Consider the following 24,233-nt stretch of genomic DNA (forward strand, 5'->3'; position numbering starts at 1 on the left):
AAATGGCCCAGCACGTGACGCAGGCGCTGCGGGGTGAGATCAAAATGTTCGGTCATGTTCTATCCCTTTCAAGGCCGGTCACCCAAACCAACCACCCGCCCCGCACCCCGTTCAACCGGGAACGAAACGCACCGACGCGCAACGCAACCTGGCTTCACCGCCCGAAGCACAAAGTAACCAACGGGGGACGTGATTCTTCGTCCAGTCCATATTGCTGGCCCGGGGACTCAGGCCCCGCGTATCGTGGAAATTGAAGGTTTGAGGGTGGGCAGGGGCCGCGTCGCATGACCAACGATGGTGATCGCACCGAAGCGCAGACGGGATACGTGGCGCTTGTGACTGGCGCGAGCCGAGGGGTAGGCCGAGGGGTCGCGCTGGGCCTTTTGTCAGCGGGCTTTCGTGTGTATGGCACGGGGCGCTCGATCGACCGGGCGGATCTGCCGAGGGAGGTGCGGCGAGTGCGCTGCGACCATCTCAGCGACGAGGAGACGGCCAGTGTCTTTGACGTGATCCGGTCCGAGTGCAGCTCCCTCGACCTCGTGGTCAACTGCGCCTGGGGCGGCTACGAGAAGATGGTCGAAGGCGGCGCGTTTACGTGGACTGTCCCGTTTTGGGAACAGCCGATGCACCGCTGGTCCGGCATGATGGACGCCGGCGTCCGGGCGGCCTTCGTTTGTTCGGCGCACGCGGCGCGCATGATGACAACGCGGCACCAAGGCCTAATCGTCAACATCAGCTTCTGGGCAGCGCAGCGCCACCTCGGCAACACCATCTACGGCATCGCCAAAGCGGCGACGGACAAGATGACGTCCGATATGGCGGTCGAGCTGAAGCCGTTCGGTATACCGGTGATTGCGCTCTACCCCGGTCTGGTGCGAACCGAGGCGGTTCTGGCAGCGGCGGAAAGTGGCGCGTTCGATCTCTCCACCAGCGAAAGCCCCGAGTTCATCGGCCGGGTGATCAACGCGCTGTTCCGCGACCCGAACCTAATGTCGCGCACCGGCCAGGTGCTCGTCGCTGCGGCGGTTGCGAAGGAACTCGGCGTACTGGACATCGATGGAAGTTCGCCGCCAGTGCTGACTCTGGCGGACATCTAATCCGGTGCCTGGGCCATGCGTGCCATCCCTGCAGGACCCAATTCCGCCTCATCGCGATAAACTGGACCGATCATGATCGGTGCCCCGCTCCGTCGTCTTCTGATCCGGGTAGTCATCCTGGCGACCCTCCTCTCGGCCTGTACGCCCGCGACCAGACTCGATGAGACCACCACCGGTCAACCAATCCAGACCTCTTCAGCCCCGCCAGCCGCCCCCGCCGACGTCCCCGTTCCAAGGCTGACCCCGTCCCCGGCCCCGACATCGATTCCCGCGCCGCCCCCGGTGCCCCAAGCGTTCGCCCTCAACCTCTACCGGGAAGGGGACTTCGTCCCGCAGTACACGTTTGAGTGGTGTGTGGCGGCGAGCATCCAAATCATGCACAACCTCATCGACGACGCAGGGGCCGGCACGTGGACCGACAGTGCCCAGCAAGGTGAGCTCTGGGAGATGGCCCGGGCACGGTCGTTCAACTCGTTCAACGGTGCCAACCCCTTGGGCTGGGCGCAGGTGCTGAACGAGCTCGGAATGGGGCCGTACGCCGTCGTCAGCGTCGCTGACTACGGCGAAGCGCTGCGGACCGCGGCGCGTGCCATCGCCGAGACGGACCGGCCGGTCGGGCTGGTCCTGTGGCGCGGCCGCCACGTATCGGTGATGAGCGGCTTCGAATCGCTCGGCGATCCCGACCAGTTCCCGGAGTTCTCTGTCACCGGAATCCGCGTCCAAGATCCGCTCTACCCGTACGGCGGCGTGCAGTGGGGACCGTCCCCGGCGCCCAACAGCCTGCTCACCCCCGAGCAGTTGGCCACGCAGTTCGTCGTCCGCGAACCGCGGCGCTGGAGCACCGATATCCCGACCGGCTACCTGCTGGTGCTGCCGGTCGCCAAGGCCTGACCAGACCTTCAAGGAAGAAGCCGGCGCTCCTGAAACCTGAGGAGTGCCGGACGTAGATGGTTGCAGACAAAATCACCCGAGGAGGTCTCCATGACAGTCGCTTTCAACCACACCATCGTCTATGCAACGGACAAGCAGCGCTCGGCAAGCTTCCTGGCCAGCGTGCTTGGACTGCCGGCACCCCAAGCCATGTGGTCCTTTGTGACCGTTGCGTTGGATCACGGAGTGACCCTCGATTTCGCCACGACTGACCGACCGATCTCCCCGCAGCACTACGCCTTCCTGGTCAGCGAGGAGGACTTCGACGGAATTTTCGCCAGGATCCAGGCCGAGAACGTCCCCTACTGGGCGGACCCGGGACGGTCCCGCCCGCAGCAGATCAACCACAACGACGGCGGACGCGGCGTCTACTTCGCGGACCCTGACGGGCATTACCTGGAGGCGATCACGCGTCCGTACGGATCGGATGGTGCTTGACAGCACAGGCGGTCAGCCGAAGGCTTCCTTCGCCTGGGCACGAATGGCCCCGATCACCGGTCCTGACCCCTGGATGCGGTACACATCGATTGGCTTGGATCCCAGTTGCGCGTTGTGGCTGCACATCCAGACCATGGCCTGGGCAGGCGTGAATGCACCGTGGAGATGACCTACCAGGGCGTCGAGGTCCGCCAACTGAAGCCTGCCATGCACGTCCGGCGCATCCTGGGCAGCTGCCCAGCGGCCCAGGAGTTCTTCGCTGACCCCCAGCAGCGGTGCCGCGGCGTCCGCGCCCAACGATCCAATGAGCCGTTCGGCGATGGCCTTCGGGCTGTAGCCGGGGGCGTCCCTCAGCCAAGAAAGGCTGGCAAAAACGGTGGTGACAGACAACGCCGGTTCTTCAGCGCTCATGTGCTGAACCTGTTCCATGACTCAGTCTTGTCCTTTGGCGTCCCGTTGGACTAGGGCCACAGGACCTCCCGGGCCGGGGCGGCCGTTGACATTCCGGCAGGACGGCTCCCTTTCTTCTGGCCCGTGAACCTAGGCAAGGCCCTGAGCTAGGCTGAACGCGTTGATTCCCGTGGATCCGCATCAGGGATGGAAAGTGCAGATTCGACAATGGGGGCTTGGGCAATGATCTGGCTGGGAACAGCGGCGGTGCTGGGGCCATGAGCGATTCCGTCGAACCGGGGCGCTCAATAACAAGACGGGCTTGGCTGTGCATTGCCGGGCTGATGAGCGTTGTGCTTGGGCTGAGCATTCGCACCTTCTGCGATGCGGCATGGACAGGTCCTGCGGGTGATGGCCTGTACGCGGTAATGGTCTATGTTCTCGTGGCAATCGTGATTCCGTCGAAGTCCAAGGCACTGATTGCTGCCGCTGCCCTTACTGTCTGTGTCATGATCGAGCTCCTCCAGCTCACTGGACTTCCTGCCGAGCTCGGGCAATCCTGGCCACTCCTTCGGCTGGTCCTTGGAACCACGTTCGGCACCGCGGATTTGCTGGCCTACACCGGTGGTGCTGCAGTCGCCTACATCGTGGACCGGATGTCGGCCACGGTGGTTGGCTGCCGTCGCCACCACTAGGCGCTGGACAGAAGGTGCAGAATGTCCCTATGAGCGATGGTTCGGGTTTCCCTGCTCTCGACGCGACCGGCCCGGATTCGGAAGCGGACAGGCTCCAGGAGGCTGGCGTTCAACTGGTCTTAGGATCCATGGTGAACGCGGCCGGAATCACGCTGGCCAAGAGCGTCCCGGTGGCCCGGGTCGACGCCTTCCACAGGGCCGGCATGGGTGCCGCTCCGGTCTGGCACGTGTTCTGCATCGACGGCGAAATCGCCTTCACGGACAGCATCAGTGCCGTTGGCGATCTGCGCTTGAGGATCGATCCCGACGCGTTGCGCAGCCTCGGAGGCGGCCTGGCGTGGGCACCCGCGGACATGTTCCTTCAGGACGGGAGCCGGGATCCGGCCTGTCCGCGGGGCACGCTCGCCCGTGTCCAGGAGCGGGTCAGGAACGCCGGCTATCACGCTCTCGTGGGCCACGAGCTGGAATTCGTGCTTGTGGCCGCCGACGGCACAGCGCTCGACGACGCCCCCTGGGCTCCGTACGGACTCACCGGATTGCTGGACCGGGAGCAGTTCCTGGCAGAGTTGGTGGCTGCCATGAACGATTCGGGTGCCCAGGTTGAGCAGCTTCACGCGGAATACGGCCGCAACCAGTTTGAGCTTTCACTTGCCCCGAAGGATCCACTCGCAGCAGCGGACACCGCAGTGCTGGCAAAGATCGTTGTCGGCAGGGTCGCCCGTGCACACAAGCTGCAGGCCTCCTTCTCTCCCGCACCTTTCCCCGGCTCGGTGGGCAATGGCGCCCACCAGCACTTCTCCTTCTCCCGTGGCGGAACACCCCTCTTCAGCGGCGGTTCCGGTCCGCACGGCATCACCGAAGAGGGCGGAGCCGCGATCGGCGGAATCATCCAAGGGCTTCCGGAGGTGCAGGGACTGCTCACCGGTTCCATCCTGTCCGGCATGAGGCTCGCACCCGGGGCATGGTCCGGCGCGTTCTTGTGCTGGGGCCTGGAAAACCGTGAAGCATCCGTCCGTTTCGTCGAGGGCGGTGTGAGCAACCCGCACGGTGCCAGTGTCGAAGTCAAGGTCATCGACCCGTCGGCCAACGTCTACCTGGCCACTGCCGCCATCCTGTCCCTCGCGCTCGAGGGCATCACCAGCGGCAGCAGCCTGCCCAATGAAATTCCCGGCGACCCAACCCGTCTTACCGCGGCGGAAAGGGACGCCGCAGGGATCGGCACCGTCCCGGACTCGCCCGCGGCCATCATCACGTCTCTGGACAACTCCGCGTACGCCCGAAGGCTGCTGGGCAACGAGGTGGTGGACACCACGGTGGCGGTGCGGCGCCATGAGCAGGAGGCGCACGGGACCAAGGACCCCGAGGAACTCGGCGCCCTCTTCCGCCTGGCCTGGTCCATCTGATGACGGAGTCATTCGCCGGGTTTGTCGAAGACGTGCGGCTCATCGACCATCACGTGCACGGCGCGTACGGGGCCGATGGCGGCGAGGAACGCTTTCAGAACTCGCTCAACGAGGGCAACAGCGAACTCCTCGCCGAACCTTCGGCAGCCTATGAATCCCAGCTGGCGTTCGCCTTGCGCCGCTGGTGCGCCGAGATCATTGACTTGCCCCGGCATGTCACGGCCGAGCTCTACTGGCGGCGCCGCAGCGAACTCGGCGAACTGGAAATCAGCAGACGGATGACCCGGGCTGCAGGAGTGAGCCACTGGCTAATCGATACGGGATTCAAGACCGGTGCGATGCTCGATCCACGAGGGATGGCGGAAATTGCCGGGGCCACCGTCCACGAGATCGTACGACTGGAGACCCTCGCCGAAACCCTGATCCAATCGGACCAGGATCCGGGCGGCTACGTGGACGCGTTCACCGGACTGCTGGCCAGCCATGCCCCTATTGTCGTGGGGGCAAAGTCGGTTCTTGCCTACCGGGCCGGCTTCAATCATGACCTCAGCCGGCCGCCGGCAGACCGCGACGTCGCCGAGTCCGCAAAGCTGTGGCGGCAGCGGATCGAGTCCGGTGGGGCGGTGCGCCTTGATGACCCCACCCTCATCGGTTTTGGCCTGCACTGCGCGATCTCCCTCGGGCTTCCACTCCAACTCCATGTCGGGTTCGGGGACCGGGAGCTGGACCTTGACCGGGCCAACCCCCTGCTTCTGCTCGACTTCCTCCGGTCGGTGGAGGCCAGCAAGGTCCCGGTCCTGCTCCTGCACTGCTACCCGTTTGAGCGTGAAGCGGGTTATTTGGCCCAAGCCTTCGACAACGTCTACCTCGACGTCGGCCTGGCGGTGAACCACCTTGGGGTCCGGAGCCGGAGCCTCATCGCGCGCTCCTTCGAACTCGCCCCGTTCACTAAGATCCTCTACTCGTCCGACGCCATCGGCCCGGCTGAACTCCACTACCTCGGCGCCCGGCTGTGGCGCAACGCGATCACCGCCGTCTTCGGCCGGTGGATTGACGACGACGAGTGGTCGGAGGCCGACGCCCGCCGCGTGGTGGAGCTGGTCGCGCGGGACAACGCCCGAAGGGTCTACGGGCTGCCATAACGGCCAATACCGGCCCCGGATACACCGGGACCGGAACATGGCACCATAGGAACATGGTTCCTCCTCAGGGTTTATCCGGCTTCTTTCGGCGTCCCCAGCCCGTCAAACCCCAGGCCGGCCAAGAATCCGTGTGGGACTACCCGCGGCCGCCGAGGGTCGAGCCGCGCTCCGAACGGGTGATCGTGCGGCTTGGCGGGCAGGTGATTGCCGACACCACCGACGCAGTGCGCGTCCTGGAGACCAGTCATCCGCCTGTCTACTACCTGCCAATGGACGCCTTCCCGGCCGGCGCACTCGTCCCGGCCGGAGGCACCAGCTTCTGCGAGTTCAAGGGAGAAGCGCACTACTTCGACGTTGTTGCCGGCGGAGTCACTGCTCCCCGTGCCGGATGGACCTACCCGGAACCCACCCGTGGCTTCGAGGCGCTCAGCACCCGGGTGGCCCTCTACCCCGGTTCCATGGATTCCTGCGAGGTCAACGGCGAGCAAGTGACCGCCCAGGAAGGCAACTTCTACGGCGGCTGGATCACCCGGCAGATCGTTGGGCCGTTCAAGGGTGCCCCGGGTACCGCCGGGTGGTGAGCACACAGCTCCCGGGCCGGCAAAACGTACCTGGCTCTTCAGCGGGCTAATGGTCCGTGGGCAGCTGGTCCGTGGGCTGCGGGCGTTAGTGCTCGGTGCCTGCCGCAGCAGCCTTCCTGGCGTTCTTGTCCGCGTCCTTCTCGGCGCGCAAGGCCTCCGCGTCGTGTTGTTCCTCGGCTTTTTCCTGGTGGATGAGCTCTGCGAAGAGCTTTTCCATTTCCTTGGCCACGCCGGCGGCTGACGCCGGATTCTGGCCGGTCACCAGCCGGTCGTCCACCACGACCTTCTCCTGAAAGACATCAGCGGAGACATGCGTGGCGCCCTGTTCCTCAAGCCGGTCAGCCAAAGAGAACGGGATGACCTTGTCCTTCCCCACGGCAACCTCCTCCTCGTTGGTGAAGGCGGCCACCTTCCTGCCCTCGACGAGTCGCAGCCCGTTAGCCAGTTCCACGTTCAGCAGGCCCGCCGGTCCGTGGCAGACCGCGCCCACCAAACCGCCGGCGTTGTAGACACTGGCTACGAGGTTCTGCAAGCCCTTGCTGTCCGGGAAGTCCCACATGGTGCCGTGCCCGCCCACGAGGTAGACGGCGTCGTACTGGCCGGGATCAACGACGTCCACGCGGGCTGTGTTGTAGAGGCCGGCACGCGTGGTTTCGTCCTGCGTGAACGCAACCTGGATGGGATCTTCCGAGTCCACCTCGTCGCGCGGGGGCTGGCCGCCCTGGATGGACGCAAAGTCGACGAAATGCCCGGAATCCTTGAAGACCTTCCAGGGATGTGCAGCTTCGGCCACGTTGTAGCCGGTCTTCTCTCCGGTATCGCCGATCTCGGAAACGCTGGTCAGTACCATGAGGATTTTCTTCATGAAGTGCTCCTTTGTCTCACTTCCACCCTACGCCCAGCCCAATTCGAGTCCTCCCAACCGCTACATCACGTTCGGCCAAAGTGTTGCGCCGGTCACATTGCCCTGCTATCGTCTATCCGCCCAATGACAAGCATCTCCCACTGAGTGGGAAGTCTTGCACTCGAAGACGCAGGCAGGAATCACATGACGCAGGAACTTTCTTTGGAGGGCAACTCCCTCCCGCTCCAGGGCATCCGTGTGCTGGAGCTCGGCAGCTTTATCGCGGCGCCGTTCGCCGCCCGGCTTTTTGGGGACTTCGGCGCGGAAGTCATCAAGATTGAAAAGCCCCAGGGCGGCGACGAGCTGCGGGATTGGCGCAAGACCCGTGGCACCACCTCCATGCTGTTCCGCACGATCGGCCGCAACAAGAAGTCGGTGGCCCTGGACCTCCGTTCCGAGGCGGGACGCGAAGCGGTCAAGAAGATCGCGGCACAGTGCGACGTTGTCATCGAAAACTTCCGTCCGGGCACCCTCGAGAAGTGGGGGCTCGGCCCGGAGGTGCTCCAGGAGCTCAACCCGGACCTGGTGATGGTGCGGATCTCCGGTTACGGCCAGACCGGACCGTACAAAAACCGCGCCGGTTTTGGCAGCTCCGCGGAATCCTTCGCCGGCCTGCGGTACATCACCGGTGAACCGGACCGTCCCGCTGGGCGTGCGGCGGCCAGCGTCGGCGACACCGTGGCCGGTTTGTACGGGGTCATCGGTGCCCTCATGCTGATGTTCCAGAAGGCCCGCGGACTTCGGGCCGGTACCTCCAACGTGGTGGACGTCGCCCTCTACGAAGGAGTGTTCAGCCTCCTCGAGTCGCTGGTCCCTGACTACGACGCGTACGGAATGGTCCGGCAGCGCACCGGCGGCGCCCTGCCCGGCGTCGTACCAACCGGCTCCTACCTGTGCCAGGACAACCTGGAGGTGGTCATCGGCGGCAACTCCAATTCCGTGTTCGTCCGCCTCATGCGGGCGATCGGCCGCGAGGACCTGGCCGAGGACGAATCGCTGCTCGCTACGGAGGCCCGGGGCGCCCGGGAGGAAGAACTGAACGGTGCCATCTCCGCCTGGACGGGCAGCATGCCACTGACCGAAGTGCTGGACAAACTGGACGACGCCGGGGTCCCCGCGGGTCCCGTCTACGACGCACCCAGCATCGCCGTGGACAAGCATTACCTTGCCCGAGACATGATCCAGACCCACGAAGTGGTCATCGACAACGAACCCGAGCTGATCCGCTTCCCCGGAGTTGTCCCCAAGATCCCGGGACACGAAGGCCGCGTCAAATGGGTCGGGCCTGATCTGGGCCAGCACACGGAAGAGGTCCTGCAGGAACTTGCCGGCATGACCGCCGGCGAAATTGCCGGGCTCGGACTGCAGGGGGTGCGCTAAATGAAGGTGGAAGTCACCGACGTCTTCCTGCGCGACGGCCTCCAGGACGAACCGGTCATTGTGTCAACAGCGCACAAACTCGAAATCGCCGAGGCCCTGATCGCAGCAGGGCTCCAACGCATCGAAGCGGCGTCCTTCGTCAACCCGAAACGCGTGCCGCAGATGGCCGACGCCGCCGACATCATTTCCACCCTGCCCGCAGTTCACGGCGTGACCTTCACCAGCCTGGCGCTCAACGGAAAGGGCATTGACCGGGCCGTGGCCGCAGGCGCAACCGATATCCAGGTGGTCACCTCCGCCAGCCAGGCGCACAGCAACGCCAACGCAGGGCAGGCCATCGAAGACGCCCTCGCCGGCATCAGCGAGGCAGTTTCCCGGTACCCGGAGGTCCGTTTTTTCGCCGGGATCTCCACTGCTTTCACGTGCCCGTTCGAGGGCAGCATCGACCCCGGCTACCTGCTGCGTGTGGTCCGCGCCTTCAAGGACATGGGAATCGCCGACGTCGGGCTGGCCGACACCTTGGGCACCACTCCCACCGCGCGGGTGATGGCCAGCCTGCACGCAGTCCGCGACGCCGAACCTGAGCTGACCTACTACCTGCACCTCCACAACGCCCACGGCCAGGCACTGGCCACCGCCAGCGCTGCGGCGGGGACCGGCGTCGTCCGTTTCGACGCCGCACTCGGCGGCTACGGCGGCTGCCCGTTTGCGCCCGGCGCTCACGGCAACATCGCCACCGAGGAACTGGTCCGGCACCTGCACGCCGAAGGCCACGAGACCGGCATCAGCGAGGACCGCCTCGCTGAAGCGGTCAGGCTCGCCCGCGGGATCCTCCTGCGCTCCCCCGCCGCCGGGCTGCTGGACCCTGCCCGCTAACCCCCAACCGCACAACATTCCCACTAACAATTCCTACTCACCGTTTTGGAGACGAAGATGTCTACAAGCCCGCGCACCACGGAATTTCCCACCGAACCAACGGACACGGCCATGAACGAACCCTCCCCCGGCCCCGCCGGGGGCATCGAACACCCGGTGACCCGGACCGCTGGCCCACGTCCCGGGACCCACTATCCCGGCCGGCAAGGCTTCCGCATCGCCAGCCTTCCCGCCCCGCTGTACCTCGTCCTCGCAGGCCTTGTCCTGACCGCCGCCCTCACCGGCAACCTCCCCGACACGATGGTGGCCGGCTTTGCCACCACCATCCTGCTCGGCGGCCTGTTCATCTGGATCGGGAACCTGTTCCCCGTGGTCCGCGACTTCGGGCTGCCGACCGTCCTGTGCACCTTCGCTCCCGCCACCCTGGCCTTCCTCGGCCTGATGCCCGGGAACCTGGTCACCGTGGTGCAGAACTTCATCGACGGCCACGGCTTCCTGGACTTCTTCGTCGTCGGCATCATCGCCGGTTCCATCCTGGGCATGCCACGGGCGCTCCTGCTCAAGGCAGGACCTCGCTTCGCGGTGCCCATCGTGGGTTGCCTCATCGCCACCTTCGTCCTGGTGGGGCTCATCGCTGCCCTGACCGGCTTTGGGTTCATCGAAGGGATCCTCTTTGTCGCCGCGCCCATCATGGCCGGCGGGCTGGGCGTCGGCGCCCTGCCGATGTCCGAGATGTACGCCTCCGCCACCGGCGGCGACTCCGCCACCTTCATGGGTGACCTCATGTCCGCCGTGGTCATGGCCAATGTCGTCTGCATCCTCATCGCCGGCGTCTATAACGGACTGGGCAAGCGCAAAAAGCAGCTCTTCGTCGGCTTCAACGGGCACGGCCAGCTCCTGCGGATCAAAGGCCGCTCGGACGAGCTCACCCTGCCTCCGAAGCGGGACACCTCCTCCTTCATCGCCCTGGGCAAGGGCCTGCTCATCGCCGGCAGCCTCTTTGTCTTCGGCAACCTCGCCGCGGGATTCCTTCCGGGGCTGCACCCCTACGCCTGGGCCATCATCGCCGCCGCCGCCGTCAAGATCTTCGGGTTGCTCCCCCAGGACGTCGAGGACTCCACCGCGGACTGGGGCGACCTGATCGGCGCCGTCCTGGTTCCCGCACTCCTGGTGGGCGTCAGCCTCACCTACATCGACATCACCGACGTGCTCGCCTCGCTCAGCAACCCGCTGTTCATCCTCCTGACCATCTGCACGGTCGTCATCGCCACCCTGACCTCCGGCATCCTTGGATGGCTGGTCAAGTTCAACTTCGTCGAAGCCTCCATCACACCCGGCCTGGTGATGGCGGACACCGGCGGTAGCGGTGACGTGGCGGTCCTCAGCGCGGCGAACCGCATGCACCTCATGCCGTTCGCGGCCCTGACCAACCGCCTCGGCGGTGCGCTGGTCCTCTTCGTGACCTCCCTGATCGTCCCGTTCCTCGGCTAGCTGCCTGTTCACCCGGCACCACGGAATTACGACGGCGGCGCCCCGCACCTTCCGCGGGGCGCCGCCCCTCCACCCCAGCAAAGGAAAACCCATGACTTCGCACATCCTGGCCGTCGACGGCCGCAACCCCGCACTCTCGGAAGATGCGTGGATAGCCCCCACCGCCGTCGTCGTCGGCTCGGCAACCATAGGTGCCGGCACCGGAATCTTCTACGGCGCCGTGGTGCGGGCGGACATGGAGGACATCAGCATCGGCGCCGGCAGCAACATCCAGGACGGCGCCGTCATTCACGCCGACCCGGGCTACCCGGCACGCATTGGCAGCCGGGTCAGCGTGGGGCACGGGGCCGTGCTGCACGGCTGCACCGTCGGGGACGGGACGCTGATCGGAATGAATGCGACGGTCCTGAACGGCGTCGTCATCGGCGCCGGCTCCCTGATCGCAGCCAACGCCCTGGTGCTCGAAGGTATGGAGGTCCCGCCGGGATCGCTCGTGGCAGGCGTCCCCGGAAAGGTGCGCCGCCCGCTCACCCCCGAAGAAATCAAGCACTGCAGCCAAAACGCCGCCACCTACCTCGAGCTCACCAGGAAGCACCGCGGCGCCGCTCGGCTGGTCCCGTCCGGCAGCTAACGCCTTGCCCGAACCCAGGAACATGAAGGAAACCATGATCATCACCAGCACAGAACCTGCAACCGACGCACCCGCCCTCCCGGACGAAGGCCACGTATCCGCGGTCGTCGCCGACGTCCTAGCGGAGCGGGCCGGACATCTGTTCGGCCTGATGGGCAACGGCAACGCCCACCTCATCAGCCGGCTCACACGCCGGGGTTTTCCCTTCACATCGGCCCGGCACGAGGCTGCCACCGTGGCCATGGCGGACGCGTACCACCGGGCGACCGGAAGCATTGCCGCCGCCACCACCACCTACGGCGCCGGCTTCACCAACGCGTACACCACCCTCGCCGAGGCGCGGATGGCCCGCATCCCGCTGGTCCTCGTGGTGGGAGACGCGCCCTCCACCGGCCCGAGACCCTTCGACGTCGATCAGGCCAAGGCAGCAGAGGCAGTCGGTGTAGTGACCTTGGTGGCCGGCCCGGGCAACGCCGCCGCCATCACCCACCGCGCGTTCGACCTCGCACTGCAGAGCGTCCAGCCCGTGATCGTGGCCATTCCCTATGACCTCGCCACCGCCCCGCCTTCAGTTCCGGAACCGCTCGAGCCCCTGCCGGCAAAGCCTGCGTGGCCCGCAGAACCGGGAGACCTGGACCGCGTCGCCGGCCTGCTCGCAGCAGCGGAACGGCCGCTGATCCTGGCAGGGCGGGGCGTCCTGCTGGCACAGGCGGCTGAACCCCTGCGCGGCGTGGGAGACCGGCTCGGCGCGCTCTACATGACATCAGTCATGGCGGCCAACGCGTTCAACAGCCCGTGGGACCTCGGCATTGCCGGCGGGTTCACCCGCAGCCACCGCCTGGCCGTCGCGCGCCAGGCCGACGTCGTCCTGGTGGTGGGAGCCAGCCTGAACACCTTCCAAACACGCTACGGAAAACTGTTCCCGGACGGCACCAAAATTGTCCGGGTGGACAACGAACCGGACCCGGGACAGCCGGCGGCGGAGTACATCCGGGCGGACATCCTCCCGTTCATCGAGGGCCTGCTGAAACGCGTCCGCACCGCCTCGTCTTCCACCTGGCGTGACCACGTGCCGGAGGTATCCCGGGCCGAGTTCCGGTCCTCCGTGCCCAGCGAGGACCCGGGCGAGTTCGGACCGGATGGACGGCTGAACCCGCGTGCCGTCGTGGCCGCACTGGACCGCATCCTCCCGGCCGAACGCTCTGTGGTCATGGACGGCGGCCACTTCATCGGCTGGGCGCCCATGTACCTGACCGTGCCGGACCCGCACGCCATGGTGCTGGTGGGCACCGCCTTCCAATCGATCGGCCTGGGCTTCGGGTCCGCGGCCGGCGTCTCGGTGGCCCGACCGGAGCGCACCACCGTCTTGGTCAGCGGCGACGGCGGCGGGCTGATGGGGCTCGCCGACTTCGAGACTTTCCTCCGGGCCACCCGAAAAGGTGTGGTGGTGGTGCTCAACGACTCGGCCTACGGAGCGGAGCTTCACCAGTACGCCGCCAAGGGACTCCACGACCAGGCGATGCTGATCGACGAAGTGGACTTCGCCGCCGTCGGGCGTGCACTGGGCGCCCAGGGCGCCAAGGCCCGCACCCTGGCCGACCTTGGCCAGCTGCAGGAGTGGCTTGGGTCCCGCCAGGAAGGCGTTTACGTCCTGGACGTGGCGATCTCCCAAAAAGTGGTGGCCGAGTTCATGGCTGAGTCCGTGGCAGCCAAAGGCTAGCGACGCCATAAGCTGGCCACATGCCCTCTAGCGACACCAACGGACCCAACCGCACGCTCGAACGTGCCGCCGCCATCCTCGATGCCGTGGGCCGGTCCTCGGCGTCGGCCAGCGAGCTGTCCCGGCGCACCGGCCTGTCGCTGTCGACGGCGCACCGCCTTGCGCTGCAGCTCGCCGACTACGGCTTCCTCCGCCGAACCGAAGGCGGCGCGTTCCGGCTCGGGGACCGGTTCGTCAGGTCAGCTCTCGAAAATGCGGGAATACCCGCCCTCAACGACCTCCGCGACCAGACCGGCGAAACAGCACAGCTATGGGTGCGCCGGGGGGACGACCGCGTGTGCCTGCTCAGCGTCGACAGCCGGCACGAACTCCGCGCCACCCTGCCCCCCGGCTCCAGGCTGCCCCTCCCCCAAGGGTCCAGCGGCCGGCTCCTCGCCGCGGAGGAGGATGCCTTGGCAGAACTGGCCGCCAGGGGCTGGATTGAATCGATAGGTTCCCGCACGCCCGGCCTGGGCTCCGTCAGCGCCCCCGTGCGCACCGACGACGGAATCATCGCCGCAGTCTGCCTCGCCATGCCGCTGGCCAGGGTCTCTGAGTCCCCGGGCAAGGACCACGGCAACCTGGTGGTGCAGGCGGCGGAGCGCATTGCCGAAGCAGCCCGGCGACGGACCTAGCCCTTACCCACCTCAAGCAGGGGCGCCGCACTGGTCCCGCGCGGCACCAGGACCGGCAGCACGCTGCTGTTCACGGCCTCGGCCCTGCCGCCCACACGCTCCAGCAGGAGGCGTCCGGCGGTTGAACCCATGTTGAGGCCTGATTGATCGACCGTAGTCATCGAGATCGGCGCCAGCGACGTGGTGAAGATGTTGTCAAAGCCCGCCACGGATATTTCGTCCGGCACCCGGATGCCCGCGTTCCACAGTGCCGTCAGGACACCGAACGCAGCAACGTCGCAGCCGGCAAACACAGCCGTAGGCCTCTCTTTCCGGGACAGGATCAACCGGCCCGATTCCTCGCCCCCTTCCTGGCTCCACTGCGATTGGATGATGTCAATGGCGTCCCCCAGGCCGTGACGGATCATCGCATCGACATACCCGCGGACGCGGACCTCCTCAGGGAGCCTGGCGTCGTTCGTTCCGGTCGTCGTGTGGTTGACGTAGGTAATCTGCCGATGCCCGAGGGACACAAGATGGTCAACTACGAGGTTCGCGCCGGCAAAGTCGTCGGCGGCGACGGAATCGAACTCCGGGCTGGCCCCGTGGCGGCCGAGTACGACAACAGGGATTTTTTTGGCCAGCTCCTCCAGCTCGGCGTCGGTGCCGAGGGGGGAAATCAGGACGATTCCGTCCATTGCCCGGTCGATCAGGTCTTCGACCATGCGGTCCTGGGCGTCCTTGCCCGAGCCCGCAGGAGCCACCAGCAGCCGGTACTTCTGCCGTTCGCACTCCCGCCTGATGCCTTCGACGAGCAGCGATGAGAATTCGTTGTGCAGGTCCGCGACGACGACGGCCACGGTGTACGTTCGGCCGCGCATGCCACGGGCGGAGGCCAGCGGCCGGTATCCGAGTGCCTTCATGGAAGCCTGCACCTTGGCCTTCATTTCCGGGCTGACACCGTAGGCGCCGCGAAGCACTTTGGACGCGGCGGCGGTGGAAACACCCGCGTGGGCTGCAACGTCCACGATCGTGGGCCGCTTGGTCACGGAACTCCTGCTCATCGCGCCTCCTTGAGCTGCGTTGATGGTGATCACCCCTTCTTATCGCATAAGTAGCGACGACCCCTTGGCAGATCGCCATGTTGTGATCTACGCTATAAAAAGTGTATAACGTACTACACGGATTCAGCGAGAATGTGCTTACATCTTCGTAGAACGTATTACTGGAAACATCACACCGGACACCCCCATCGCGAAGAGCCGAAGCTCAGGCCGCGCAACTTTCTCTGAAACGTTTCAGAGCGGGTGGGTTTCACCTCCGCCAGAGGCGGAGACGTCCTCGACGAAGAGAATGGAAAATGCGATGACCCAACGTGAACTCGCAGACCCCCGCACGGGGGACCCTGGCCGTTCCACGACACCCCAGCCGCCCGGGCCTGCCGGGCCGAGCAGACGCCGGGCAGGCGTCGGCACACGGGCGCCGTGGTGGTTCCTGCTGCCGGCGCTGGCGCTGTTCACCCTGGTTGTCGTGATCCCCAGCTGGCGCGGGGCGTTCTACTCACTGACGGACTGGGACGGGCTGTCTCCGCGTTTCGACTTCGTCGGACTGGACAACTTCTTCCGCGTCTTCCGGGACTCCGCTGCCGGCGCATCAATCATGAACACCGCCCTATACGCGCTCGGCATCACGGTGGTTCAAAACTTCATCGGCCTGCTTTTGGCGCTTGGCGTCAACTCCGCCATCCGCTCCCGCAACTGGCTCCGGGTCCTGTTCTTTGCACCGGCGGTGGTTACGCCACTAGTTGTGGCAAACCTCTGGCAGTACATCCTTGCCCCCCAAGGGGCGCTGAACATCGCCCTTCGAGCGATCGGCTTGGACTTCATGGCCCAGGACTGGCTCGGAAACGCCCAACTGGCGTTGCCGGCAATTATCTCCGTAGTGGTATGGCAGTTTGCCGGATACTCCATGGTGATCTTCCTGGCGGGCCTCCAAAGCATCCCGGAGGACATTTACGAAGCCGCCAGCCTCGACGGGGCCGGGTCTTTCAAGACCTTTTGGAACATCACCCGGCCCCTGTTGGCTCCGTCCATGACCATCAACCTCATGCTGTCACTCATCGGCGGCCTGAAGCTGTTCGACCAGGTGCTGATCATGACCCAGGGCGGGCCGGGAAGCGCCACCGAAAGCCTGAGCACTATCGCCTACAAGGACGCCTTCCAGTTCCAGCTGTTCGGATACAGCACCGCCCTGACGCTGGTCCTGACCGCGTTCGTCGCGATCGCTTCCATCATCCAGTTCACCCTGCTCCGCCGAGGAGAAGACAAATGAAGCGCTACACCCTGAAGACGGGCGTCCTCGAGGTCGTCATGATCCTTGTCGCCCTGCTGTTCGCGGCCCCGGTCTACGTACTGCTGAACACCGCCCTTAAGCCGGGAGGCGTAACAACGTCCCTGGCGCCCGTCCAGAACCCGTCGTTCGACAACTTCGTCACCGCATGGGTCAGCGGAGGACTGGGGCCCGCAATGGTCAACAACATCGTCATCACCGTCGTGTCAGTTTTCCTGATCGTCGTGATCAGCGCCTCCGCAGCCTACCCGCTGGCCCGCATAACCCGGACCTGGTCCAAGCTGACATTTGCGTTCTTCCTGGGCGGGCTGCTCATCCCCGGCCTGCTGGCGCTCATCCCGCTGTACACGACCTTCCGGGACCTGCAACTGATCGGGTCGATCTGGGGTCTGATCATCATCTACGTCGGTGCACAGATGCCCTTTTCCATCTTCCTCTACGTTCAGTTCCTGCGGTCACTTCCCCTTGATTTCGAGGAAGCAGCCACCCTGGACGGCGGAAGCCCGTTCCGGGTCTTCTGGCAGGTCGTGTTCCCGTTGATGCGCCCCATCACAGGCACCGTCGTCATCCTGAACACAATCCATGTCTGGAACGACTTCTTTACCCCTCTCCTTTACCTCTCGGGTAGCGGAACGAACACCATCCCGATCGCGATCTACTCCTTTACCGGGCAGTACGTGAACCAGTGGGGAACGATCTTCGCCGCCCTCATCATCGGGGTCGTCCCCCTCCTGATCTTCTACTTCCTCCTGCAGCGAAGCATCATCAAAGGCTTCGCAGGAGGTCTGAAGGGTTGAGCGCAGCACGCACGCAACATCCCCGCCCAACCAGCACCACCCGCCGTCCACACCCCCCAACCCATGCCTTTCAAGGGAGAATCATGCGTCACAAGAATGTCCTCACCGCCATCGGGGTGATAGCCGCCGTCGGCATCTCGGTCACCGGATGTTCCTCAAACCCGCCTGCAGCCAGCTCAAGCGGCACAGTCACCGTGGCCCGGCTGTCCGGCTCCGATGAGAAGTGGAAGGCAATCGCCGACAAGTTCCACGAACTCAACCCGGACCTGACGATCGAATACACGGTCATCCCCACGGACAGCTACAACCAGCAGATGGGCACCCGCCTCTCGGCAGGAACCGCCACCGACGTCCTGAACGTCTTCCCCGGCAGCGGAAACGCCACTGCCGTACGCACCCTTGCCAAGAACGGCTACCTCGCGGACCTGTCCGGCGAAAGCTGGGCTTCCGGCCAACCTGGGTCCACCACTGCCCCGACCAGCTACGAGGGCAAGAGGTACATGTTCACCGACGTGGCCACGGCCAACACCCTGGGCGGCGTCTACAACGCCAAGGCTTTGCAGGACGCCGGACTGAAGATCCCCACAACCTACGCCGAAGTCCTGGGCTTGTGCGCCGACGCGCAAAAGGCCGGCAAGGTGGCCTATGCCCTGGGCGCACAGACCCAATGGGTCACCCAGCTGGTCACCTACGCCCTGGCGGCCACGGACGTCTACGCCAAGGATCCGGACTTCAACCAGAAGCAACTCAACAAGGAAGCCACCTTCCAGGACAGCAGCTGGGCAGACGCCATGACCAAGTACAAGGAAATGTACGACAAGGGCTGCTTCAACAAGGACGCCCTGGGCACCTCAGTGGACAGCCAGACCGCCATGGTGGCCGACGGCCGCGCCCTCGGCGCCATCCAGATTTCGACAATGGGCAACTCCATGACAAAAGCGAACCCCGATTTGAAGATCCAGCTGGCGCCCCTTCCGGCAACCGACACAGCAGCCGACACCCGCTTGGCTTTCGGACTCGGAGTGGGCTGGGGCGTCAACGCCAAAGCCAAAAACGCCAACGGCGCGAAAAAGTTCCTCGAATTCCTGGCCGGCAAAGAAGGCAGCGCCATGAACGCCGACAAGTTCGGCGTGGCTCCCGGAGGCGTGATCGAGGCCAACGACGTCAACAGGCTCGAGGTTCCCTTCGTCGAAGAAGGAAAGACTGTTCCGTTCCCTGACGTTGACTGGCCGTCACCCCAGGTACAGAACCTTCACCTGACGGGTGTCCAGGAGATGCTCGGCGGATCCAAGGCCCCGAAGGACGTCCTGACCTCAATGCAGGAAGCCTTTACCGGCGCACTGAAATAGGACCGGCAGAGGGGCGGCCATCAACCATGGCCGCCCCTCGCTACTCACCCTTTGCCGACCAACCGGCAACCCCACGAAACGTCGATGAGAAATGAAAAGCTTCCCAGTGGTTCAAACAGAGCACGTCGTTACGAAGCAGGATCTGGGCGGTCCGTGGTTCGAACTGCCCGCGGGCCCCGATGGGGCGCCCGGCGGCGGTGTCGCATCGTCCATGCGGTTCCGTTCCCGCGTCGCCGTCGATTCCCCCGTAGCCGGCCCGGCATGGCTCCATATCAGCGCCGACTCACGCTACCGGCTGCACATCAACGGCGCCCTTGTCGCCGCCGGCCCCGCCAAGCCTTCCGGCCGGACGTGGTTCGCTGATGCCGTCGACGTCGCTTCCTTCCTTGTCGCCGGTGAGAACATCATCGGGATCGACGTCTTGACGTATTCACCGACGTCCCTCGGAAACGCGTCGGTCCAGCGTACGGGCAGGCCCGGTTTGCTGGTCAGGGGAATCGTCGGGGAAACGGACCTTTCGGTTCCGACGGCCTGGAAATGCCGGCCGGTGAAGGGGCGCCGGTTCCATCAGGGCCGCAACACCCTTTTCCTCGGCATCCAGGAAACAGTGGATGGGGCCGTCAGCGAGCACGGCTGGCTCAGCCGAAGTTTCAATGACGCCGCCTGGCGGATCCCCGCGCTGGACAACCAGGAGCCGTTCATCGCAACACCCAGGCCGCCCCTTGCAGCACGGCCCATACCGCAGCTGACACTGGCCCCCGTGCCGGTCATCGGCGTCACCAGGACTTCGGACCCGGGACTTGACTGGACACGGCTCCTCAGCGGCAAGACGGTGGAGATCCCGCCCCACTCAGACGTTAGCGTTGATGTGGACGCCGGGTTCCTGATGACCGCGTTCCTGGCCATTGCCGTCGAAGCGGGCCACGGCGCCCGGCTGCAGCTCACGGCGGCCGAGTGCTACGAACAGCTCCCCGTTGACATACCCTGGCTCCGCCGGAAAGCAGACCGCACCGACCACGTCACCGGTGACCTCTACGGAGACCCGGACCACTACGTCTTCGCGGGGACCGGCACCCCGAACGCCCCAGAAGTATTCTCGCCCTTCTGGTTCAGGACCTTCCGGTACCTGCGGCTCAGAATCACCACGACGGACGCGCCCCTCCGGCTGCAATCCCTGAAACTCACCCGGACGCATTATCCGCTCGACGTCACGGGCTCGTTCTCATCGTCCTCGGATGTGCAGCGTCAACTGTGGGACGTGAGCGTCCGGACCCTGCTGAACTGCATGCATGAAACCTTCGAGGACTGCCCGTTCTATGAACAGCTGCAATACGCCATGGACACCCGTTCTCAGGCACTGTTTTCGCTGCACCTGTCGGCTGATGACCGGCTCATCAGGCGGGCCATCGGGGACTTCGCGGCCTCCGGAAGCCCGACCGGGCTGACCGAAAGCCGTTCCCCCTGTGTCGAGCCCCAGTTCATCCCCGGCTTCTCTCTCTACTGGATCAGGATGGTCGCAGAGCACGTCGATTTCGTTGGCGACCGTTCCTTCACCGAGCGGTTCATCGGCAGGATAGACGCCGTCCTGGGCTACTTTGACGACCGGCTGTCCTCCGACGGATTCATCATCTCCGCCGAGGGCGACGGTATTCTGTGGAACTTCGTTGACTGGACAGAAGCCTGGCGGGCCAGCCGCGGCGTCCCCGATCTGGGAGCCCGCCGGGCTAACACCATAGCCACATTCATGTACATCTCCGCCCTGAAGTCAGCGGCATCCATCGCGGACTTCTGCGGGCGGACAGGACTCGCCGAGGAGTACACCTCCCGCGCGGACGCCGTGACCCGCCGGATTGCGGACGGGCCTGCCTGGGACGAGCAAACAGGCTATTACCTAGACACGGACAGCGGGTCACCGCAGAGCGTCCACGCCCAGATGTGGGCCGTCCTCTCCGGAGTTGCGCAGGGCGCTGCGGCTGCGGACCTGCTCCGCAGGGCCGTGGCGGACAGTCGCCTTGCTCCGTGCTCCTACGCCACCACACTGGACCTCTTTGATGCCCTCCGGCTTGCCGGCGCCCACGACAGCGTGGACTGGAAACCCTGGGAGGACATGCTGGCTCAAAACCTTACGACCTGGGCAGAAGACACGGTAAGCCTACGCAGTGATTGCCACGCCTGGGGCAGCGTGCCGCTGCAGCACTTCCCGCGTTACATCCTCGGCGTGTCACCGGCAGCGCCAGGCTTCACAAGCGTTGCCATCGACCCGGCACCGAGCGACCTGGAGTGGGCCGAAGGAACCGTCCCCACCCCCCAGGGCTTGGTCACGGTGGCGTGGAAACGCACGCCTTCCGGCCGGGAGGTGACAGTCTCCGCCCCCGTAGCCGCCGTGCTGAACCTTCCCGCTACCGCTTCCGGAACCACCGAGCACGTCGACACCGGCCGACGCACCTTGACCTTCATCCTCTGACGACCTACATCCTCTGACGCACTGCCGCGCAGCAACCAAGAAATGAGAATCCCCGTGAACACACCGCAGAGCGACCTCCGCACCGCCCCCTACACCAACCCCGCGCTGCCCATCCTGGAACGGGTTGATGACCTGCTGGGCAGGATGACGCTGGAGGAGAAGGTGGGCCAGATGCTGCAGCTCGACGCCCGCGGAAACATCGAGGACCTGGTGCTCGGCAAACTGGCCGGATCACTCCTGCACGCCTCCCCCGAACGCATTATGGAAGCACGCAAACTCTTGCTCACCACGCGTTTGCAGATCCCCCTGCTGATGGCAGACGACTGCATCCACGGCCACTCATTCTGGCCCGGAGCCACCATCTTCCCAACGCAACTTGGCATGGCGAGCACCTGGGACCCTGCCCTCGTGGAAAAGGGAGCCCGCGCCACGGCCGTCGAAGTCGCTTCCACCGGGCTGCACTGGACCTTCTCCCCCGTCCTCTGCATCAGCCGTGACCTACGCTGGGGCCGGGTCAACGAGACCTTCGGCGAGGATCCGCACCTGATCGGCGCCCTCGGAAAAGCCATGATCCGCGGCTACCAGGGAAACGGACTCACAGACACCACCGCCATCCTCGCCACCGCGAAACACTTCGCGGGATACTCAGAAACCCAGGGTGGCCGGGACGCCAGCGAGGCGGACATCAGCCGGCGGAAACTGCGGTCGTGGTTCCTGCCGCCATTCCAGGAAGCAGTGGAAGCCGGGTGCCGCACCTTCATGCTCGGATACCAGGCCATCGACGGAATCCCCGTGACAGCCAACAAGTGGCTGCTCAACGACGTCCTCAAGGGCGAGTGGGGATTCACCGGCACGCTGGTCACCGACTGGGACAATGTAGGGCGCATGGTGTGGGAACAGAGGGTTTGCGAGGACGACGTCCAGGCAGCAACCGTGGCAGTGGAAGCCGGGAACGACCTCGTTATGACGACGCCGCAGTTCTTCGAAGGAGCGCAGGAGGCCGTCAGGCGCGGTGATCTGGACGAGCGGCTGATCGACGACGCCGTGCGCCGGCTGCTGACCCTGAAATTCGAACTCGGGCTGTTCGAGAATCCCCGCATCCCGGACGCGGTCCGGCAGGCCAAGGTCATCGGCTCCGCAGAGCACGCCGCAGTCAACCTGGAAATGGCCCGACGCTCGCTCGTCCTTCTCACCAACGATGGCACGCTGCCGCTCGACGGCGGTCTGGTCCCGTCGGGCACGGTCAGGGCCGGAATTTCCGGCGAGCCACGAACGATTGCCATCATCGGTCCCAACGCCGATGACCCCCACGCACAGCTGGGCGATTGGGCCGGCGCCTCCGGGCAAATCAACTGGCTGCCTGACGGTCACCCAAGGCACCTGACCTCAACCGTGCTCGACGGGTTCCGCGCAGCCGTGCCGGAGGATTGGACCGTCACCCATGCCCGAGGGGCCGACATCGGGCGGCTCGTGCCGGACCCGGCAGGACCCACCTACGCCGACGGACAGCCGCGGCCTCCGATGTTCCTGGCAGCCGGGACCGATGAGGCCATGCTCCAGGAAGCGGTCCAGGCTGCCCGGAACGCCGACTACGTCGTCGCCGTCATCGGCGACACCGTGGCGCTGGCCGGCGAGACCAAATCGACGGCAACCCTGGAACTCCAAGGCGGCCAAATCGAGCTTGTGGACCGCCTCATCAAAACCGGCGTTCCCGTCGTCGTCGTTCTCGTTCAATCAAAGCCCTCGGTCCTGCCGCGGTCCGTCCTCGACGCCGCAGCCATCATCGAGGCGTTCAACCCCGGCATGATGGGTGGCCGGGCCGTCGCGGAACTGGTCCTGGGGCTGATCGAACCGACCGGCCGGCTGCCCATCTCCTTCGCACGCCACGCCGGTCAACTCCCGATCTACTACAACCAAATCCGGGGCCAGCACGGCGACCGCTACGCAGACCTGTCCCAAGACCCGCTGTTCGCATTCGGCGAAGGCCTCAGCTACACCACCATCGAATACTCCGGGCTCCGAATCCTCAACGAATCAGTTACGCCTGACGACACAGTGCAAGCCGTCGTAACCGTCAGAAACACCGGAAACCGGCCTGCCATCGAGACCGTCCAGGCCTACGTCACCGACGTCGTCACCAGTGTGACCTGGGCGGAACGCGAGCTGAAGTCGTTCACGCGGGTTCGCGTCGGGCCCGGACAATCCGTCGACGTCGAACTGTCCCTCCCGGCCTCCGCATGCTCCCTCGTGGACCAAAACGGCCACCGAGTCGTCGAACCGGGTGTCTTTGAGCTCCTGGTCGGCAAGAACTCCCGCGACGCCGGGATGCTGAAGGCAGAATTTCGGATCACCGCATAGCCCCCACAAGACCCGGTCAGGAGACGTCAAGTCCGAGGCCCTGATTGCGGCGGCCAAAGGGGCCAGAAGGCAGGTTAACTCGGGTTCAACGCCTTTTACCCCCGACACCCGGCACGGACGCGACCTGCTTCATCCACGCCGCTATCTGTCGTTCGTCGATGTCCTCGATGGATTCGAGCTCCACGCCCCGCGTCGACTTGCCCATCCCGACCGGTGTCACCGGCGGTACGGGCTCGAGCGCCCCACCATTGATGAACATGAGCTTCACATGGCCGGCAAAGCCGCCGCAGCTGAAACACCATCCGTCGCCGACGCCGTAGTAAGCCATGCCCCACTTCACGGAGCGCCGGAGGCCGGGCAGCGTCTTCGCCGCCAGCGCATCGACCGCTTCGGCGATGCCGCGCTGCGGCTGCGGCAGGCTGGCGATATAGGCGAAGACCGGTTTGTCTCCGACCGCCGCTTTCGCGGGGCTGGCCCTGCCGGTCATGGCTTCCGGCAGCGTCGCGGCAGCATCGGCATCTGCCCCGGCGTGCGTGGCCGGCTTTTGGGCTTCCCTCTTACCGATCTCCCTGCTGGTCATGGAGA

22 protein-coding genes are annotated in these 24,233 nt (G+C 65.3%); 18 read left to right on the forward strand and 4 right to left on the reverse strand.

Annotated features, from left to right (window positions below; genetic code table 11):
* Positions 1 to 284 precede the first annotated feature (284 nt).
* The 3 genes from BS38_RS0122145 to BS38_RS0122155 all read left to right on the forward strand — a co-directional run bounded on the left by BS38_RS0122145 (position 285) and on the right by BS38_RS0122155 (position 2,465).
* Complete coding sequence (locus tag BS38_RS0122145) at positions 285 to 1,097, forward strand: SDR family NAD(P)-dependent oxidoreductase (RefSeq protein ID WP_051629097.1); 813 nt, start codon at positions 285 to 287, stop codon at positions 1,095 to 1,097.
* Positions 1,098 to 1,169: 72 nt separating this feature from the next.
* Entirely contained in the window at positions 1,170 to 1,988 is an 819-nt protein-coding gene (locus BS38_RS0122150) for a hypothetical protein (RefSeq protein ID WP_028272737.1), read from the forward strand.
* Between the two features lie 90 nt (positions 1,989 to 2,078).
* Positions 2,079 to 2,465, forward strand: a complete 387-nt coding sequence (locus tag BS38_RS0122155) for a VOC family protein (protein ID WP_028272738.1) — start codon at positions 2,079 to 2,081, stop codon at positions 2,463 to 2,465.
* Positions 2,466 to 2,477: 12 nt separating this feature from the next.
* Here BS38_RS0122155 and BS38_RS0122160 read toward each other — a convergent pair whose 3' ends face one another.
* Complete coding sequence (locus BS38_RS0122160; protein WP_156037222.1) at positions 2,478 to 2,876, reverse strand: hypothetical protein; 399 nt, start codon at positions 2,874 to 2,876, stop codon at positions 2,478 to 2,480.
* A 323-nt stretch (positions 2,877 to 3,199) separates the two neighbouring features.
* Here BS38_RS0122160 and BS38_RS26905 point away from each other — a divergent pair, with 323 nt between their 5' ends.
* Genes BS38_RS26905 through BS38_RS0122180 form a run of 4 tightly spaced genes read left to right on the forward strand, consistent with a single transcriptional unit; the run spans position 3,200 to position 6,676 of the window.
* Entirely contained in the window at positions 3,200 to 3,550 is a 351-nt protein-coding gene (locus tag BS38_RS26905; protein ID WP_197025016.1) for a ribosomal maturation YjgA family protein, read from the forward strand.
* 29 nt (positions 3,551 to 3,579) lie between these two features.
* Complete coding sequence (locus BS38_RS0122170; protein WP_028272741.1) at positions 3,580 to 4,953, forward strand: glutamine synthetase family protein; 1,374 nt, start codon at positions 3,580 to 3,582, stop codon at positions 4,951 to 4,953.
* The gene (locus BS38_RS0122175; protein WP_028272742.1) at positions 4,953 to 6,095 is read left to right on the forward strand and encodes an amidohydrolase family protein; all 1,143 of its coding nucleotides are present in this window, start codon (positions 4,953 to 4,955) and stop codon (positions 6,093 to 6,095) included. The genes BS38_RS0122170 and BS38_RS0122175 overlap by 1 nt, the downstream gene beginning before the upstream one ends.
* A gap of 53 nt (positions 6,096 to 6,148) precedes the next feature.
* A complete protein-coding gene (locus BS38_RS0122180) occupies positions 6,149 to 6,676 on the forward strand; it encodes a DUF427 domain-containing protein (protein ID WP_028272743.1) in 528 nt (175 codons plus the stop codon).
* A gap of 85 nt (positions 6,677 to 6,761) precedes the next feature.
* Here the strand turns inward: BS38_RS0122180 and BS38_RS0122185 are convergent, their stop codons facing one another.
* Entirely contained in the window at positions 6,762 to 7,541 is a 780-nt protein-coding gene (locus BS38_RS0122185; RefSeq protein WP_028272744.1) for a type 1 glutamine amidotransferase domain-containing protein, read from the reverse strand.
* Positions 7,542 to 7,724: 183 nt separating this feature from the next.
* Between BS38_RS0122185 and BS38_RS0122190 the strand changes: the two genes are divergently transcribed.
* The 6 genes from BS38_RS0122190 (at position 7,725) to BS38_RS0122215 (ending at position 14,352) form a co-directional block, all read left to right on the forward strand.
* Positions 7,725 to 8,960 carry a CaiB/BaiF CoA transferase family protein gene (locus BS38_RS0122190; protein ID WP_051629099.1) on the forward strand — a complete coding sequence of 412 codons (1,236 nt, stop codon included), beginning with the start codon at positions 7,725 to 7,727 and terminating at the stop codon, positions 8,958 to 8,960.
* On the forward strand, positions 8,961 to 9,836 hold the full coding sequence (locus BS38_RS0122195; RefSeq protein WP_028272746.1) for a hydroxymethylglutaryl-CoA lyase: 876 nt from the start codon (positions 8,961 to 8,963) through the stop codon (positions 9,834 to 9,836).
* 57 nt (positions 9,837 to 9,893) lie between these two features.
* Positions 9,894 to 11,327, forward strand: coding sequence for a 2-hydroxycarboxylate transporter family protein (locus BS38_RS26070; protein ID WP_231511410.1), 1,434 nt, complete (start codon positions 9,894 to 9,896; stop codon positions 11,325 to 11,327).
* A gap of 91 nt (positions 11,328 to 11,418) precedes the next feature.
* Complete coding sequence (locus BS38_RS0122205) at positions 11,419 to 11,958, forward strand: gamma carbonic anhydrase family protein (RefSeq protein WP_028272747.1); 540 nt, start codon at positions 11,419 to 11,421, stop codon at positions 11,956 to 11,958.
* A gap of 22 nt (positions 11,959 to 11,980) precedes the next feature.
* Entirely contained in the window at positions 11,981 to 13,678 is a 1,698-nt protein-coding gene (locus tag BS38_RS0122210; protein ID WP_028272748.1) for a thiamine pyrophosphate-binding protein, read from the forward strand.
* A 20-nt stretch (positions 13,679 to 13,698) separates the two neighbouring features.
* A complete protein-coding gene (locus BS38_RS0122215) occupies positions 13,699 to 14,352 on the forward strand; it encodes an IclR family transcriptional regulator (RefSeq protein WP_028272749.1) in 654 nt (217 codons plus the stop codon).
* Here the strand turns inward: BS38_RS0122215 and BS38_RS0122220 are convergent.
* Positions 14,349 to 15,395: a LacI family DNA-binding transcriptional regulator gene (locus tag BS38_RS0122220; RefSeq protein ID WP_028272750.1), complete on the reverse strand. Its 1,047-nt coding sequence runs from the start codon at positions 15,393 to 15,395 to the stop codon at positions 14,349 to 14,351. The two genes, BS38_RS0122215 and BS38_RS0122220, sit on opposite strands and share 4 nt — an antisense overlap.
* Before the next feature lie 301 nt (positions 15,396 to 15,696).
* Here BS38_RS0122220 and BS38_RS0122225 point away from each other — a divergent pair, with 301 nt between their 5' ends.
* The 5 genes from BS38_RS0122225 (at position 15,697) to BS38_RS0122245 (ending at position 23,648) form a co-directional block, all read left to right on the forward strand.
* Positions 15,697 to 16,662 (forward strand): carbohydrate ABC transporter permease, encoded by a 966-nt coding sequence (locus BS38_RS0122225; RefSeq protein ID WP_156037224.1) that lies wholly within the window; start codon positions 15,697 to 15,699, stop codon positions 16,660 to 16,662.
* Complete coding sequence (locus BS38_RS0122230; protein ID WP_028272752.1) at positions 16,659 to 17,477, forward strand: carbohydrate ABC transporter permease; 819 nt, start codon at positions 16,659 to 16,661, stop codon at positions 17,475 to 17,477. The genes BS38_RS0122225 and BS38_RS0122230 overlap by 4 nt, the downstream gene beginning before the upstream one ends.
* Before the next feature lie 83 nt (positions 17,478 to 17,560).
* Positions 17,561 to 18,826 carry an ABC transporter substrate-binding protein gene (locus BS38_RS26075; RefSeq protein WP_051629100.1) on the forward strand — a complete coding sequence of 422 codons (1,266 nt, stop codon included), beginning with the start codon at positions 17,561 to 17,563 and terminating at the stop codon, positions 18,824 to 18,826.
* A gap of 106 nt (positions 18,827 to 18,932) precedes the next feature.
* Entirely contained in the window at positions 18,933 to 21,290 is a 2,358-nt protein-coding gene (locus BS38_RS0122240; RefSeq protein ID WP_028272753.1) for an alpha-L-rhamnosidase-related protein, read from the forward strand.
* Positions 21,291 to 21,344: 54 nt separating this feature from the next.
* Positions 21,345 to 23,648, forward strand: a complete 2,304-nt coding sequence (locus BS38_RS0122245; protein ID WP_028272754.1) for a glycoside hydrolase family 3 N-terminal domain-containing protein — start codon at positions 21,345 to 21,347, stop codon at positions 23,646 to 23,648.
* 85 nt (positions 23,649 to 23,733) lie between these two features.
* Here the strand turns inward: BS38_RS0122245 and BS38_RS26910 are convergent, their stop codons facing one another.
* Complete coding sequence (locus BS38_RS26910; RefSeq protein WP_156037225.1) at positions 23,734 to 24,228, reverse strand: DUF1801 domain-containing protein; 495 nt, start codon at positions 24,226 to 24,228, stop codon at positions 23,734 to 23,736.
* Between the last annotated feature and the right edge of the window lie 5 nt (positions 24,229 to 24,233).

It is taken from the genome of Arthrobacter sp. UNC362MFTsu5.1 (assembly GCF_000685965.1).
Lineage (GTDB): Bacteria > Actinomycetota > Actinomycetes > Actinomycetales > Micrococcaceae > Arthrobacter.

Bases quoted from the DNA above. Each gene is read 5' to 3' on its own strand.
- BS38_RS0122145 (WP_051629097.1), top strand. From the start codon at position 285: ATGACCAACGATGGTGATCGCACCGAAGCGCAGACGGGATACGTGGCG.
- BS38_RS0122150 (WP_028272737.1), top strand. From the start codon at position 1,170: ATGATCGGTGCCCCGCTCCGTCGTCTTCTGATCCGGGTAGTCATCCTG.
- BS38_RS0122155 (WP_028272738.1), top strand. From the start codon at position 2,079: ATGACAGTCGCTTTCAACCACACCATCGTCTATGCAACGGACAAGCAG.
- BS38_RS0122160 (WP_156037222.1), bottom strand. From the start codon at position 2,876: ATGAGCGCTGAAGAACCGGCGTTGTCTGTCACCACCGTTTTTGCCAGC.
- BS38_RS26905 (WP_197025016.1), top strand. From the start codon at position 3,200: ATGAGCGTTGTGCTTGGGCTGAGCATTCGCACCTTCTGCGATGCGGCA.
- BS38_RS0122170 (WP_028272741.1), top strand. From the start codon at position 3,580: ATGAGCGATGGTTCGGGTTTCCCTGCTCTCGACGCGACCGGCCCGGAT.
- BS38_RS0122175 (WP_028272742.1), top strand. From the start codon at position 4,953: ATGACGGAGTCATTCGCCGGGTTTGTCGAAGACGTGCGGCTCATCGAC.
- BS38_RS0122180 (WP_028272743.1), top strand. From the start codon at position 6,149: ATGGTTCCTCCTCAGGGTTTATCCGGCTTCTTTCGGCGTCCCCAGCCC.
- BS38_RS0122185 (WP_028272744.1), bottom strand. From the start codon at position 7,541: ATGAAGAAAATCCTCATGGTACTGACCAGCGTTTCCGAGATCGGCGAT.
- BS38_RS0122190 (WP_051629099.1), top strand. From the start codon at position 7,725: ATGACGCAGGAACTTTCTTTGGAGGGCAACTCCCTCCCGCTCCAGGGC.
- BS38_RS0122195 (WP_028272746.1), top strand. From the start codon at position 8,961: ATGAAGGTGGAAGTCACCGACGTCTTCCTGCGCGACGGCCTCCAGGAC.
- BS38_RS26070 (WP_231511410.1), top strand. From the start codon at position 9,894: ATGTCTACAAGCCCGCGCACCACGGAATTTCCCACCGAACCAACGGAC.
- BS38_RS0122205 (WP_028272747.1), top strand. From the start codon at position 11,419: ATGACTTCGCACATCCTGGCCGTCGACGGCCGCAACCCCGCACTCTCG.
- BS38_RS0122210 (WP_028272748.1), top strand. From the start codon at position 11,981: ATGAAGGAAACCATGATCATCACCAGCACAGAACCTGCAACCGACGCA.
- BS38_RS0122215 (WP_028272749.1), top strand. From the start codon at position 13,699: ATGCCCTCTAGCGACACCAACGGACCCAACCGCACGCTCGAACGTGCC.
- BS38_RS0122220 (WP_028272750.1), bottom strand. From the start codon at position 15,395: ATGAGCAGGAGTTCCGTGACCAAGCGGCCCACGATCGTGGACGTTGCA.
- BS38_RS0122225 (WP_156037224.1), top strand. From the start codon at position 15,697: ATGACCCAACGTGAACTCGCAGACCCCCGCACGGGGGACCCTGGCCGT.
- BS38_RS0122230 (WP_028272752.1), top strand. From the start codon at position 16,659: ATGAAGCGCTACACCCTGAAGACGGGCGTCCTCGAGGTCGTCATGATC.
- BS38_RS26075 (WP_051629100.1), top strand. From the start codon at position 17,561: ATGCGTCACAAGAATGTCCTCACCGCCATCGGGGTGATAGCCGCCGTC.
- BS38_RS26910 (WP_156037225.1), bottom strand. From the start codon at position 24,228: ATGACCAGCAGGGAGATCGGTAAGAGGGAAGCCCAAAAGCCGGCCACG.